The sequence below is a fragment of the Sphingomonas alpina genome (genome assembly GCF_014490665.1).
In the GTDB taxonomy this organism is placed as follows: domain Bacteria; phylum Pseudomonadota; class Alphaproteobacteria; order Sphingomonadales; family Sphingomonadaceae; genus Sphingomonas; species Sphingomonas alpina.
In genome coordinates this window covers 2,997,910-3,011,753 of record NZ_CP061038.1, presented here as the reverse complement: position 1 = coordinate 3,011,753, position 13,844 = coordinate 2,997,910, and the positions used below count along the sequence as shown (strand labels likewise).

Annotated in this window: 10 protein-coding genes; all 10 read left to right on the top strand. The window is 63.8% G+C overall.

The features are described from left to right. The first annotated feature begins 1 nt into the window (after window position 1). The 10 genes from H3Z74_RS13885 to H3Z74_RS13840 all read left to right on the top strand — a co-directional run bounded on the left by H3Z74_RS13885 (window position 2) and on the right by H3Z74_RS13840 (window position 13,830). Window positions 2–472 carry a PaaI family thioesterase gene (locus H3Z74_RS13885; RefSeq protein WP_187760230.1) on the top strand — a complete coding sequence of 157 codons (471 nt, stop codon included), beginning with the start codon at window positions 2–4 and terminating at the stop codon, window positions 470–472. Further along, window positions 469–1,587 carry a cell division protein ZapE gene (gene zapE, locus H3Z74_RS13880; protein ID WP_187760229.1) on the top strand — a complete coding sequence of 373 codons (1,119 nt, stop codon included), beginning with the start codon at window positions 469–471 and terminating at the stop codon, window positions 1,585–1,587. Before H3Z74_RS13885 ends, zapE begins: the two co-directional genes overlap by 4 nt. Window positions 1,588–2,159: 572 nt before the next feature. Further along, window positions 2,160–3,122, top strand: coding sequence for a malate dehydrogenase (gene mdh, locus H3Z74_RS13875; RefSeq protein ID WP_187760228.1), 963 nt, complete (start codon window positions 2,160–2,162; stop codon window positions 3,120–3,122). A gap of 60 nt (window positions 3,123–3,182) precedes the next feature. Beyond that, window positions 3,183–3,479: a GIY-YIG nuclease family protein gene (locus H3Z74_RS13870; protein WP_187760227.1), complete on the top strand. Its 297-nt coding sequence runs from the start codon at window positions 3,183–3,185 to the stop codon at window positions 3,477–3,479. Window positions 3,480–3,535: 56 nt separating this feature from the next. After that, window positions 3,536–4,420: a succinate--CoA ligase subunit alpha gene (gene sucD / locus H3Z74_RS13865; RefSeq protein ID WP_187760226.1), complete on the top strand. Its 885-nt coding sequence runs from the start codon at window positions 3,536–3,538 to the stop codon at window positions 4,418–4,420. A gap of 68 nt (window positions 4,421–4,488) precedes the next feature. After that, window positions 4,489–7,422 (top strand): 2-oxoglutarate dehydrogenase E1 component, encoded by a 2,934-nt coding sequence (locus H3Z74_RS13860; protein ID WP_187760225.1) that lies wholly within the window; start codon window positions 4,489–4,491, stop codon window positions 7,420–7,422. A 76-nt stretch (window positions 7,423–7,498) separates the two neighbouring features. Further along, complete coding sequence (gene odhB / locus H3Z74_RS13855; protein ID WP_187760224.1) at window positions 7,499–8,719, top strand: 2-oxoglutarate dehydrogenase complex dihydrolipoyllysine-residue succinyltransferase; 1,221 nt, start codon at window positions 7,499–7,501, stop codon at window positions 8,717–8,719. 136 nt (window positions 8,720–8,855) lie between these two features. After that, a complete protein-coding gene (gene lpdA / locus H3Z74_RS13850; protein ID WP_187760223.1) occupies window positions 8,856–10,247 on the top strand; it encodes a dihydrolipoyl dehydrogenase in 1,392 nt (463 codons plus the stop codon). Window positions 10,248–10,813: 566 nt separating this feature from the next. Next, window positions 10,814–12,499: a type I secretion system permease/ATPase gene (locus tag H3Z74_RS13845; protein WP_187760222.1), complete on the top strand. Its 1,686-nt coding sequence runs from the start codon at window positions 10,814–10,816 to the stop codon at window positions 12,497–12,499. Next, window positions 12,496–13,830, top strand: a complete 1,335-nt coding sequence (locus H3Z74_RS13840; protein WP_187760221.1) for an HlyD family type I secretion periplasmic adaptor subunit — start codon at window positions 12,496–12,498, stop codon at window positions 13,828–13,830. The genes H3Z74_RS13845 and H3Z74_RS13840 overlap by 4 nt, the downstream gene beginning before the upstream one ends. Window positions 13,831–13,844: the final 14 nt, after the last annotated feature.

Below are 13,844 nucleotides of genomic sequence, written 5' to 3'. Positions count from 1 at the left end.
CGTGACCGAACCGGCCAACCCATTCTTCAGCTACGAGGACGATCCCGACGCACCCGGCTGGAAACGCTGGCAGTTTCGCGATCCGACCCGGTTCAATGCGTTTATCGAGCCGTTGCTCGTGCGGGTCGATGACGGGCTGGCGCGAGTGCGCATGATGCCGCGCCACGACCATTCGAACATGCGCGACCAGGTGCATGGCGGCGCGCTGCTCGGGTTCATGGATGTTGCGCTGTTCGCGGCGAGTCGCGGGTTCGGGGTGCTGAGCGCGGGCGGCGCGGTGACGCTCGACCTGTCGGCGCAGTTCATCGGCGGCGGACGCATCGGCGTCCCGCTCGAGGCGCATATCGAGCTGTTGCGGGAAACCGGCCGGATGCTGTTCCTGCGTGGCCTGGTGGTGCAGGAGGGTGAACCGACCATTGCGAGCTTCAGCGGCACGCTGCGTAAATCGACTCCGCCAGCCAGCCTCAAATGAGCAAGGTCATTGCCGCGTATCAGGCGCTGGTGGCGGCCGGCGAATTGAAGGCCGATCCGGAACAGGCCGAGGCCGCGCGCCGGCTCGATCGTCTCGCAGCCGAGCTTGAGGCGACCCCGAAACGCGGCAGCATCTTGTGGCGCACCCTCGGCAAGAAGCCGGAGGCGCCGCGTGGCATCTATCTCTGGGGTGGAGTCGGGCGCGGCAAATCGATGCTGATGGACCTGTTCTTCCATACGCTCGACATTCGCCGCAAGCGCCGGGTGCATTTCCAGGAATTCATGCTCGAAGTGCATCAGCGTCTCGGCGTCGAACGGGCGAAGGAGAAGGGCGACCCGGTCCTTCCCGTCGCAGCGGCGATTGCGGAGGAGACCCGGCTGCTCGCGTTCGACGAAATGATCGTCAACAACAGCCCCGATGCGATGATCCTGTCGCGGCTGTTCACTGAATTGCTCGCGCGCGGCGTGACGGTGGTGACGACGTCGAACCGCGTACCGACCGACCTCTACAAGGACGGGCTCAACCGCGAGCATTTTCTGCCTTTCATCGAGCTGATCCAGACCAGGCTCGATGTGCTCGCGCTCAACGGGCCGGTGGATTATCGCCGCGACCGGCTCGGGGTGCAGGAAACCTGGCTGGTGCCCAATGGGCCCGAGGCAACGGCGCAGCTTTCCGCGGCCTTTTTCCGCCTGACCGATTATCCGCCCGAGGATCGCGCGCATGTGCCGGCGGAGGAGCTGGCGGTGCAGGGCGGGCGTACGCTGCATGTGCCGAAAAGCCTGAAGGGCGTTGCCGTCTTCGCCTTCAAGAAATTGTGCGGTGAGGCGCGGGGGGCGGCGGACTATCTCGCGGTGGCGCGGAAATTCCACACCGTGATCCTGGTCGGCATTCCCAAGCTCGGCCCCGAGAACCGCAATGAGGCGGCGCGCTTCGTTGCGCTGATCGACGCGCTGTATGAGCATAAGGTCAAGTTGCTCGCCGCGGCCGATGCCGAGCCGGATCAGCTATATGAAAAGGGCGATGGCCGTTTCGAGTTCGACCGCACGGTCAGCCGGCTCGAAGAAATGCGCTCCGAGGAGTATCTGGCGGAAGGGCATGGCACGTCCGGGCGCTAGGCCCGGAAAAGCTTGCCTGATGCTCGATTGCCGCCCGATGCCGGTCTGTGCTGGCTGTTCTGCCGGAAAACTCTTTTTGCTGGCTGTTAAGTTGGATCCAGGGCCCTCATTTCGGTATTGTTTTCAAATGCTTTTGCCGTGCTGGCTGTTATCGAATAACAGCCAGCATAACAGCCAGGTATCAGCCAGCAGAACAGCCAGGAACAGCCAGTGATGCTGGCTGTTTTTGCCTGAACAGCCAGCGCGCAATTTGCCGGGCGTCCTCAATCAAAACCAACGATGTCAAAGAGCGGGGCAGCGCGCGAATGCCGGTCGAGCAGTGCCCTGTCCGGCAGCATTGCCATAAGTGTGCCCGGACATTGAATCGGCGCATGATGTGGTATTGCCCGGGCACACATTCGAGGTTGTGGTGCTTCGGTTAGAGGCAGGCCGAAGAGTTATTGCAATTGCGAATGATTTGCATCAAGCTGGTGTAATCCTGTACCTTTAGCGGTTGCCCCAGCGTAAAAACGGGCCTAAGGCCCGTCGCGTTCGCCGCCCGCGCGGCTTAATTTATCCGAAAAGGACGAAGGATGGCCCGCAAGAAGATAGCGCTGATCGGCGCCGGCAACATCGGCGGCACGCTCGCCCATCTCGCGGCCCTGAAGGGCCTTGGCGATATCGTCCTGTTCGACGTGGTCGAGGGCGTCCCTCAGGGCAAGGCGCTCGACCTGTCGCAGTGCGGCCCGGTCGAAGGCTTTGACGCGACGATTACCGGTTCGAATAATTATGCCGATATCGCCGGCGCGGACGTGATCATCGTCACCGCCGGTGTCGCGCGCAAGCCGGGCATGAGCCGTGACGACCTGCTCGGCATCAACCTGAAGGTGATGAAGGCCGTTGGCGAGGGCATCGCCAAGAACGCGCCGAACGCGTTCGTCATCTGCATCACCAATCCGCTCGACGCGATGGTGTGGGCGCTGCGCGAATTCTCCGGGCTGCCGCATCACATGGTCGTCGGCATGGCCGGCGTGCTCGACAGCTCGCGCTTCAGCCATTTCCTCGCCGATGAATTCAAGGTCTCGGTCAAGGACGTCACCTCGTTCGTGCTCGGCGGGCATGGCGACACGATGGTCCCGGTCATTTCCTATTCGACCGTCTCCGGCATCCCGGTTCCCGACCTGATCAAGATGGGCCTGTCGACTCAGGAAAAGATCGACGCGATCGTGCAGCGCACCCGTTCGGGCGGCGGCGAGATCGTCGCGCTGCTCAAGACCGGCTCGGCCTATTACGCCCCCGCGACCAGCGGCATCGCGATGGCCGAAGCCTATCTCAACGACCAGAAGCGCCTTCTGCCGGCAGCGGTCTATGTGCAGGGCGAATATGGCGTGAACGATCTTTACGTCGGCGTGCCGGTGGTGATCGGTGCGGGCGGCGTCGAGAAGATTGTCGAGATCGCGCTGGATGACGAAGCGAAGAAGAACCTCGCCGTGTCGGTCGATGCGGTCAAGGAATTGCTGGTCGCGTGCAAGGCGATCGATGGGTCGCTGAACTGAGTTGAATAAACCACGCTGTTCCCCGGCGAAGGCCGGGGCCCAGTTGGGAGAACCCCTGCGATGGATAAGCTGGGCTTCGTCTATATCATGGCAAGCCAACGCAACGGCACAATCTATCTGGGCGTAACCAGTGATCTTCCACGACGGGTGTGGGAACATCGCAACGGCATCGTCGAAGGGTTCACGAAGCAATACGAGTGTCATCTGCTGGTCTGGTTCGAGGCCTATGACACGATCGAAGAGGCACGGCAGCGCGAGCTGCGCATGAAAGAGTGGAAGCGGGCTTGGAAGGTGCGGGAAATCGAAGGGCTCAATCCCGACTGGGATGATCTGTTCGAGACGCTGTCGCCGATCTGAGAGGCTTTCCCAACTGGGCCCCGGCCTTCGCCGGGGAACAAGAGGAAGAAAAACGGATGAGCATCCTCGTCGACAAGAACACCAAGGTCATCACTCAGGGGATGACCGGCAAGACCGGCAGCTTCCACACCGAAGCGGCGCTGGCGTACGGCACGCAGATGGTCGGCGGCGTCACGCCGGGCAAGGGCGGCACGACGCATCTCGGCCTGCCGAATTTCAACACCGTGCATGAGGCCGTCGCCGCGACCGGCGCGACCGCCAGCGTGATCTATGTTCCACCCCCCTTCGCCGCGGATTCGATCCTTGAGGCGATCGACGCCGAAGTGCCGCTGATCGTGTGCATCACCGAGGGTGTTCCGGTGCTCGACATGGTCAAGGTCAAGCGTTCGCTCTCCGGCTCGAAATCGCGGCTGATCGGCCCGAACTGCCCCGGCGTGCTGACCCCGAACCAGTGCAAGATCGGCATCATGCCCGGCAGCATCTTCAAGCAGGGCTCGGTCGGCGTTGTAAGCCGCTCCGGCACGCTTACCTATGAGGCTGTGTTCCAGACCACCAATGCAGGCCTTGGCCAGACCACCGCTGTCGGTATCGGCGGCGATCCGGTCAACGGCACGAACTTCATCGACGTGCTCGAGCTGTTCCTGGCCGACGAGGCGACCAAGTCGATCATCATGATCGGCGAAATCGGCGGCGCGGCGGAAGAAGAAGCAGCGCAGTTCCTGCGCGACGAAGCGAAGCGCGGCCGCAAGAAGCCGATGGCCGGCTTCATCGCGGGCCGCACGGCGCCTCCGGGCCGCCGCATGGGTCATGCCGGGGCGATCGTCTCGGGCGGTCAGGGCGGCGCGGAAGACAAGATTGCGGCGATGGAAGCCGCCGGCATCCGGGTGGCGGACAGCCCCTCGGAGCTCGGCACGACCTTGCTTGCGGTACTGAACGGTTAACCTACCCCCGCCGGATGGCGGGCCAATGAGCATTCTCACCTCCCCGGGGATGCGCCGAGGAACAGCCAATGGGCTATGAAGGCCAGGATTTCAGCGAGATCGCGGGCGGCGTGAGCCCCGCGTTCATCGAAACGCTGTACGCGCGCTACAAGACGTCACCCGACAGCGTCGAGCCGTCATGGCGTGCCTGGTTCGAAGGGCTCGAAGGGTCGGCACAGGGGCCTAGCTGGGAACAGGCCAACTGGCCGCTGAGCACGACCGACGATCTGACCGCGGCGCTCGATCCGACTCAGATGGAGCCGGCGCCCAAGCCTGTAAAGGGCGCCGCGCCCAAGCCCGTCGCTGCCCCGGAAGCCACCCCGCAGGTCGATGTCACGCGCGCCGCCGCCGATGCGATCCGCGCGATGATGCTGGTGCGCACCTATCGCGTACGCGGCCATCTTGCCGCCAATCTCGACCCGCTCGGCCTGTCCAAGCGCGAGTTGCCGGCCGATCTGACGCCGGAATATCATGGCTTTTCCGGCGCCGATCTCGACAAGCCGGTCTATATGGGCGGCACGCTCGGCCTGGAATGGGCGACGGTGCGTGAACTCGTCAGTACCTTGCGTGCCAATTATTGCGGCAATGTCGGCCTCGAATATATGCACATCTCCGATGTGGATGAGCGCCGCTTCCTGCAGGACCGCATGGAAGGCAAGGACAAGGCGATCGAGTTCAGCCCGCTCGGCAAGAAGGCGATCCTCAACAAGGTGATCGAGGCCGAGCAGTGGGAGAAATTCCTCGGCCGCAAATATGTCGGGACCAAGCGTTTCGGCCTCGACGGCGGCGAGAGCATGATCCCTGCGCTCGAATCGATCATCAAATATGGCGGTCAGCTCGGTGTGCGCGAGATCGTCTATGGCATGGCGCATCGCGGCCGGCTGAATGTGCTGACCAACGTGATGGCCAAGCCGTTCCGCGTGATCTTCCATGAATTCGGCGGCGGCTCGGACAATCCCGATGACGTGGCCGGATCGGGCGACGTCAAATACCATCTCGGTACCAGCACCGATCGTGAGTTCGACGGGATCAGCGTGCATATGTCGCTGGTTGCCAATCCCTCGCACCTTGAGGCGGCGGACCCGGTCGTGCTCGGCAAGACGCGTGCGATCCAGACCATCGCCGACGATCTGAAAGAGCATACCGGCTCGCTGCCCGTGCTGATCCATGGCGACGCGGCATTCGCGGGGCAGGGGATCGTATGGGAATGCCTCGGCTTCTCCGGCATCCGCGGCTATAATACCGGCGGCTGCATCCACTTCGTCATCAACAACCAGATCGGCTTCACGACGAGCCCGCAGTTCGCGCGCTCCTCGCCCTATCCGTCGGATGTCGCGAAGGGCGTCCAGGCGCCGATCTTCCACGTCAATGGCGACGATCCCGAGGCGGTGACCTTCGCCTGCAAGATGGCGATCGAGTTCCGCCAGAAGTTCCGCCGCGACATCGTCATCGACATGTGGTGCTATCGCCGCTTCGGCCACAATGAAGGTGACGAGCCGAGCTTCACCCAGCCGCTGATGTACGACCAGATCCGCCAGCATCCGCCGGTCAGCGAGATCTACGGCGCCAAGCTGATCGAGCAGAAGGTGATCGATCGCGCCTGGATCGACGACAATATCAAGCAGTTCACGACTCTGCTCGAAGGCGAGTTCGAGGCAGGCGCGAGCTACAAGCCGAACAAGGCCGACTGGTTCGCCGGGCGCTGGTCCGGGCTGCACGCGCCGGCCGATGCGGAGAGCGCACGGCGCAATCTCGAAACCGGGATCGAACCCAAATTGTTCGACTCTCTCGGTCGTACGCTGACCACGGTTCCGGAAGGGCTGACGATCCACAAGACGCTGGGCCGCGTGATCGACGCCAAGCGCGAGATGTTCAAATCGGGCGCCAATTTCGACTGGGCGACAGGCGAGGCTTTGGCATACGGCTCGCTGCTGTCGGAGGGGTATGGCGTCCGCCTGTCGGGCCAGGATTCGGGCCGCGGCACGTTCAGCCAGCGCCATGCCGTCTGGGTCGACCAGAAGGACGAGCATAAATATCTGCCGCTCGCGCAGATCGAGCATGGCCGGGTCGAGATCCTCGATTCGCCCTTGAGCGAATATGGCGTGCTTGGTTTCGAATATGGCTATGCGCTGGCCGATCCGAAGACGCTGGTTCTGTGGGAGGCGCAGTTCGGCGACTTCATGAACGGCGCGCAGATCATGATCGATCAGTTCATCGCCGCCGGCGAAGCCAAATGGCTGCGCGCCAATGGCCTGGTGATGCTGTTGCCGCATGGTTATGAAGGACAGGGCCCCGAGCATAGCTCGGCACGGCCCGAGCGGTTCCTGCAGCTGTGCGCACAGGACAATATGCAAGTCGCGAACTGCACCACGCCGGCCAATTATTTCCACCTGCTACGCCGGCAGATGCACCGCTCGTTCCGCAAACCGCTGATCGTCTTCACGCCGAAATCGCTGCTGCGCCACAAGATGGCAGTGTCCAAGGCATCGGACTTCCAGGGCGAGACTCACTTCAAGCGCATCCTGTCCGACCCGTCGGCCCCGGCCGATGCGGACGTGAAGCGGCTTGTGCTGTGCACCGGCAAGGTCGCTTACGACCTGATCGAGGCGCGCGATGCGGCGGGCGACAAGAACACCGCGATCGTGCGGCTGGAACAGCTTTATCCCTTCCCCGGCGAGCCGCTGGTCAAGCGTTTCAAGGCGCTGGCCAATCTCGAGGAGGTGGTGTGGGCGCAGGAAGAGCCGAAGAATAACGGCGCCTGGTTCTTCGTCGAGCCGTTCATCGAGGAATGCCTCGGCCGGGCCGGTGGCAAGCTGCAGCGCGCGCGCTATGCCGGTCGCGCCGCTGCCGCGTCGCCTGCAACGGGCCTGATGAAGCGCCACCAGATGGAACAGGCCGCGCTCGTCGCCGATGCGCTCGGTCACAATGTCCGCGAAGAGATTCGGCGGACACGAAAGAACTAACCTTGTGTTCCCGCGAAGGCGGGAACCCAGACTGGGCTCCCGCCTTCGCGGGAGCACAAAAAGGCGGAAGTAGAATATGGCAACCGAAGTCACAGTCCCGGTCCTGGGCGAATCGATCACTGAAGCCACGCTCGGCGAATGGCTCAAGCAGCCCGGCGACGCGGTCGCGGTGGATGAGCCGATCGCGAGCCTCGAAACCGACAAGGTATCGGTCGAAGTGCCGTCGCCGGTCGCCGGCGTGATGGGCGCGCATGCGGTCCAGGTCGGCGATACGGTACAGGTCGGCGCGATGATCGCGACGATCGAGAGTGGTGCGGGCGCGCCCGCTCAGGCGGCTGCGCCGCAGCCTGCCGTCACTGAATCACCCAAGGCGGCCGAGCCGGCCCCGGCATCGGACGATGGCCCCGCTGCCCTCTCGCCGTCGGTGCGCCGCGCGGTGCTCGAACACGGCGTCGATCCGGCGACCGTCAAGGGCACCGGCAAGGATGGCCGCATCACCAAGGACGATGTGATTGCCGCCGCCGCGACGCCGGCTGCGGCACCCGTCGTGGCACCGACCGCACCGGTCGCGTCGCCCTCCGTCGCGCAATCGACTGGCCGCAAGGAAGAGCGCGTGCGCATGACGCGCCTGCGCCAGACGATCGCCAAGCGGCTGAAGGAAGCGCAGAATACCGCCGCGATGCTGACGACGTTCAACGACGTCGACATGACCGCGGTGATCGAAGCGCGGACCAAGTACAAGGATCTGTTCGAGAAGAAGCACGGCGTGCGGCTCGGCTTCATGGGCTTCTTCGTGAAGGCCGCGTGCATGGCGCTGAAGGACATTCCATCGGTCAACGCGTCGATCGACGGCGAGGATATCGTCTATCACGATTATGCCGATATCTCGGTCGCGGTGTCGTCGCCGGGCGGCCTGGTCGTGCCGGTGATCCGCGATGCCGATCAGCTGAGCGTCGCTGCGGTGGAAAAGACGATCGGCGATTTCGGCAAGCGCGCCAAGGACGGCACGCTCAAGATGGACGAGATGAAGGGCGGCACCTTCACCATCTCCAATGGCGGTGTGTTCGGCTCGCTGATGTCGACCCCGATCATCAACCCGCCGCAAAGCGCCGTGCTCGGCTTGCACCGCATCGAGGACCGTGCCGTGGTGGTCGATGGCCAGATCGTCATCCGCCCGATGATGTATCTCGCGCTGAGCTACGACCACCGCCTGATCGACGGCCGCGAGGCGGTGACCTTCCTCGTCGCGCTGAAGAACGCGATCGAAGATCCGACGCGCATACTGATCGACCTTTAAATTACGTCTCCCCCGGCGCTAAAATCTTATTGGGGCCGGGGCCCAGTCGGGAAGGCGGACGTGACGAAGCACATCGCTCTCCCCATATGTCTCCCGACTGGGCCCCGGCCTGCGCCGGGGAAGCGAGAGAAGAACAATGGCTGACTATGATTTCGACGTCCTGGTAATCGGCTCCGGCCCCGGCGGTTACGTCGCGGCGATCCGTGCGGCACAGCTTGGCCTGCGCACGGCGTGCGTGGAGAGCCGCGAGACGCTGGGCGGCACCTGCCTCAATGTCGGCTGTATTCCGTCCAAGGCGATGCTCCACGCGTCGGAATATTTCGATGCGGCGTCGAACGGCACCTTCGCCAAGCTCGGCATCAAGGTCACGCCCGAGCTCGATCTTGAGGCGATGCACGGCCAGCGCCTCGATGCGGTCAAGCAGCTGACCGGCGGCATCGCTTTCCTGTTCAAGAAGAACAAGGTCGAATGGCTCAAGGGCCGGGGCAGCTTCGTCGATGCGCATACGGTCCAGGTTGGTGACAAGACTTTCACCGCCAAGGACATCATCATCGCCACCGGTTCCAGCGTTACCCCGTTGCCCGGCGTGGAGATCGACCAGAAGGTCGTGGTCGACAGCACCGGCGCGCTCGAACTGGCCAAGGTGCCCGAGCATCTGGTCGTGATCGGCGGCGGCGTGATCGGCCTCGAACTGGGCAGCGTTTGGCGCCGTCTCGGCGCGAAGGTAACCTGCGTCGAATTCCTCGACCAGATCCTGCCCGGTTTCGATGGCGAGATCCGCAAGGAATCGAACAAGATCTTCAAGAAGCAAGGGATCGAATTCAAGCTGTCGACCAAGGTCACCGGCGTCACCGTCAAGGGCGACAAGGCGACACTGACGCTTGAACCCGCCGCTGGCGGTGAGGCGACGACGCTGGAGGCGGATTGCGTGCTCGTCTCGATCGGCCGCCGCCCCAATACCGATGGCCTGGCGCTCGACAAGGCCGGGCTCGCCACCAATCAGCGCGGCCAGATCGAGATCGGCCATCGCTTCGAAACCAGCGTGCCCGGCATCTGGGCGATCGGCGATGTCGTTCCCGGTCCGATGCTTGCGCACAAGGCGGAGGATGAGGGCATCGCGGTCGCGGAGAATATCGCCGGGCTCACCGGTATCGTGAACCATGATGTGATCCCCAGCGTCGTCTACACCTGGCCCGAAATCGCCGGCGTCGGTCTCACCGAAGAGGCGGCGAAGGAAAAGGGCGAGGTCAAGGTCGGCAAGTTCCCGATGGCCGGCAACAGCCGCGCCAAGACCAATCACGAGCCCGACGGCTTTGTGAAGATCATCGCCGACGCCAAGAGCGACCGTGTGCTCGGCGTATGGTGCATCGCGGTTCCTGCCGGCACGATGATCGCCCAGGCCGCGCAGGCAATGGAATTCGGCGCGACCAGCGAGGACATCGCCTATACCTGCCATGCCCATCCGACGCACAGCGAGGCGATCAAGGAAGCGGCGATGGCGGTAAGGGGCAAGGCGATCCATATCTGACGCCTGCCAGGGATCGTCCTTGGCGTACCGAAACTGATCGGATCCGGTACGCTGCGGCAAATCCCGCACCCGAGCGGTTTCGAGTTGAACGGATCCGGCCGGTTGCGATTCAATAGAGCTGCGTGATGCGGCATGATGACGGTTGGACGAGGCGCCGTCAGGCACTCTGGTCCCGCTCTTTCACATGGCCGCGAAGCGTTGGACGATTCCCGTCCCCTGTTTTGATCAAAACGGCCCCTGTTATTGCCCCTGTTCCGCACCGTTTTCATAACCGGGCCGGGCCAGTCATGCTGCTGAAAATAAACGCGTAATCCGATGGTCGAATCCAACATAACAGGGGCGGAAAAATACAATGCCGAAAACAGGGGTTAACAGGGGATAACAGGGGCGAAAGGCCCACGGCCTGGTCGATCACTTCGGATCGAAAACGCTCTTCGACGGCCGATCGATACTTGAGCTGATCTGTAGAGAACGGCGTTTGCGCAAGCACGGTCTTGTCGTTATGCGGTCGTTTCGACGTCCAAGCCACAGAGCTGGGGCGTTTTTGTGTGTGCGGCGGGCCATTCATGCAACGCATTTTCAGTCTGCCCTATGTTCGTCGCCCGATCGGTATTGCGCTGGGGTCGAGCCTTGCGATCAACCTGCTGACGCTGATCACCCCGCTTTACCTGACACAATTGTACGACCGGGTGATTCCGTCTCGCAGCGGCACGACGCTTATCGCCATCACGCTCATCACATTGGTCGCGATCGTGCTGACGTCGCTGCTGGAGATGCTGCGCGGCCTGGTGTTCGCCCGGGCGGGTATGGGGCTCTATGCGGAAATGGAAGCGGACGTGCTTGCCGTGTCGCGCAAGACGGCATTGGCGGGCGCGCCGGGCCGGCGTGCCCGGGCGTTCGAGGACCTGGAGCAGGTGCGCGGGTTCGTCACCGGCCCGGTCCCGGGGGCATTATTTGATCTGTTGTTCGTGCCCCTGTTCGTCATTGTGCTGTTCGCGGTGCATTTCTGGATCGGTGTCGCAAGTCTCGGGTGCGCGATCGCCCTGGCGATCACGGCCTGGGCGAGCCGGCGCACCATGGCGCGAACTGCCGATGAAATCGTCATGCGGCAACGCCAAGCCGGAGATGCGCTCGAGGCGCATCTGGCGTCGGCGGAAAGTGCGACGGCGATGGGCTATGCCGGCCGTGCCGAAAGCCGTGCCGCACAACTCAACCGGCTGTCGCTGACGGCGCAGATCTCGAGCACGGTATCGACCAGCGGAGTCGCATCGGTGTCGCGCGGCATCCGTTCGGCGAGCCAGATCCTGATCCTCGCCATCGCCGCCTGGCTGGCAGTCAATGGCGAGATCAGCGGCGGCTCGATCGTCGCTTGCTCGATCGTCTTTTCGAAAGCCCTGGCGCCGATCGATCAGATCCTCGGTGCATGGCGCCAGGTTTTCACCGCGCGCAGCGCGTGGAGCCGGTTGGCCAAGATCGAAGGTGAGGGCGATGTCCGCGATACGCTGCGCCTGCCGCCGCCACGCGGCGCAGTGGCGTTCGAAAACGTGATCGCGACCTCGCCGGGTGGAACGGTGCCGATTCTGAAAGGGGTGTCGTTCGGGATCAATGCCGGACAGTCGGTCGGGATCGTCGGTCCGTCCGGCTCGGGAAAATCGACGCTGGCCAGGGTAATGGTCGGCGCCTGGATGGCAGCGCGTGGGACGGTGCGGATCGACGGCGCGGACATCGCGCAATATGATGCCGAGGAGCTGGGAAAACATATCGGCTATCTGTCGCAGAATGTGACGTTGCTCCCCGGCACGATCGCCGACAATATCGGGCGGTTGAACGAGCGGGACGATGCCGCGATCATCGCGGCCGCTCGCGCAGCCAATGCCCACGATCTGATCCTGGGCCTGCCGCAAGGCTATGATACGCCGGTATCAGGACCCGGCTTCGGCCTTTCGGGCGGTCAGCGTCAGCGCATCGGCCTGGCGCGCGCGCTGTATGGTGATCCGATGCTGGTTGTACTCGATGAGCCTGAAACCGGTCTCGACGGCGAAGGCCAGATGGCGTTGTCGCAGGCGGTCGCCGCCGTGCGTCGCCGCGGTGCGACCCTGGCGGTGATCGCGCACCGGCCGTCACTGGTCCATACGCTCGATCTGTTGCTGGTGATGAATGCGGGCACGATCGCCAAGTTCGGCGCGATGGCTGAGGTGTTGCCGCAATTGTTGCCGCAGAATCAGAAACCCGGTCAGATCGTGCGGACATGACGGACCTCCCGGTTCCCCGCAGCGCCGATCACCGGCAGGCACTCGCTGAAACGCTGTCGCAGCCGATTGCGCGCGTGACGAAGTTGCTGACGATCGGCCTGGGCATCACGATCACGCTGATCTTCGCCTGGTCGGCGCTGGTGCCGATCGCCAGCGGCGTTGTTGCCGAAGGGCGGATCGGGATCGAGAACAAGCGCAAGACCGTGCAGCATCTCGATGGCGGAATCGTCAAGGAGATCGACGTCAAGGAGGGCGCGCAGGTCAAGGCCGGGCAATTGCTGTTCCGGCTCGACGATGGCGACGCCCGGCTCGCGGTACAGGTGTTGCAGGCACAGTTCGATTCGCTGCTCGCCGAGCGCGCGGCGCGGGAAGCCGAACTGACAGGAGCCAGCGTGATTGCCTTTCCGCCGGAATTGCTGGCGCGCATGTCCGAGCCATCGGTCAGGTCGGCGATCGCGACGCAGCGGGCGGCCTTTACCGCGCGGCGGGCAGGGCGGGGCGGACAACAAACCGGGATCGATCAGCGGGTCGTGCAACTCGGCCAGGATGCGCGGGGCTCGTCGGCGCAATCGACTGCCAATGCCGAGCAGCTCGAACTGCTCGACCGCGAGATCCGCGATACCCAGGCGCTTGTCGACAAGGGCTATGCCACGCGACCCCGGCTGCTGGCGCTGCAGCGTGCCGCGGCGCAGTTGCGTGGCCAGCTGGAAGCGGCGAATTCGCAAACCGCGCGGTCGCGGGCACAGATCAGCGAAGCGCGGATCGCGCGCAGCCAGGTCGAACGCGAGGGCGGCGTGACGGCGGCCGATGCGCTGCGCTCGGTGCAATCGGAACTCGTCCAGTTGACCGAGAAGCTGTCGGCGGCGCGCGAGGTCCTGGCACGCAAACGAATCCTCGCGCCGGTCGACGGTCTGGTCGTCGGGCTTGCCGTAACCACGGTCGGCGGCGTCATCCGACCGGGCGAAGCGCTGCTCGATATTGTGCCGGTGTCGCAGCGGTTGATCGTCGAGGCGCAGATCACGCCCAACCACGCCGATGATGTGCGGAGCGGCCAGCGTGCGTTCGTCCGGCTTGAGGCGGGCGGATTTCAGGCCGCGCCAGTGCTCGAGGGTGTGGTGCGTACGATCTCGGCCGACGCGCTGGTCGATCAGCGGACCGGGGCGCGCTATTTCAGCGCTACCGTCGAGATTCTCTCGGCGAAAAATGTGCCGGAGCGGCTGCTCAAACCCGGATTGCCCGCCGCGGTGCTCGTTCGTACCGGTCAGCGCACCCTGATCGGCTATTTCATGGAGCCGATCTCCGTCGCGTCTTTCGGGGCGATGCGCGAATAGCGCCTGCAGCGCCG

Coding starts and splice junctions, on each gene's coding strand:
- H3Z74_RS13840 (WP_187760221.1), top strand. CDS start 12,496: ATGACGGACCTCCCGGTTCCCCGCAGCGCCGATCACCGGCAGGCACTC.
- H3Z74_RS13870 (WP_187760227.1), top strand. CDS start 3,183: ATGGATAAGCTGGGCTTCGTCTATATCATGGCAAGCCAACGCAACGGC.
- H3Z74_RS13845 (WP_187760222.1), top strand. CDS start 10,814: ATGCAACGCATTTTCAGTCTGCCCTATGTTCGTCGCCCGATCGGTATT.
- odhB (WP_187760224.1), top strand. CDS start 7,499: ATGGCAACCGAAGTCACAGTCCCGGTCCTGGGCGAATCGATCACTGAA.
- zapE (WP_187760229.1), top strand. CDS start 469: ATGAGCAAGGTCATTGCCGCGTATCAGGCGCTGGTGGCGGCCGGCGAA.
- mdh (WP_187760228.1), top strand. CDS start 2,160: ATGGCCCGCAAGAAGATAGCGCTGATCGGCGCCGGCAACATCGGCGGC.
- lpdA (WP_187760223.1), top strand. CDS start 8,856: ATGGCTGACTATGATTTCGACGTCCTGGTAATCGGCTCCGGCCCCGGC.
- sucD (WP_187760226.1), top strand. CDS start 3,536: ATGAGCATCCTCGTCGACAAGAACACCAAGGTCATCACTCAGGGGATG.
- H3Z74_RS13860 (WP_187760225.1), top strand. CDS start 4,489: ATGGGCTATGAAGGCCAGGATTTCAGCGAGATCGCGGGCGGCGTGAGC.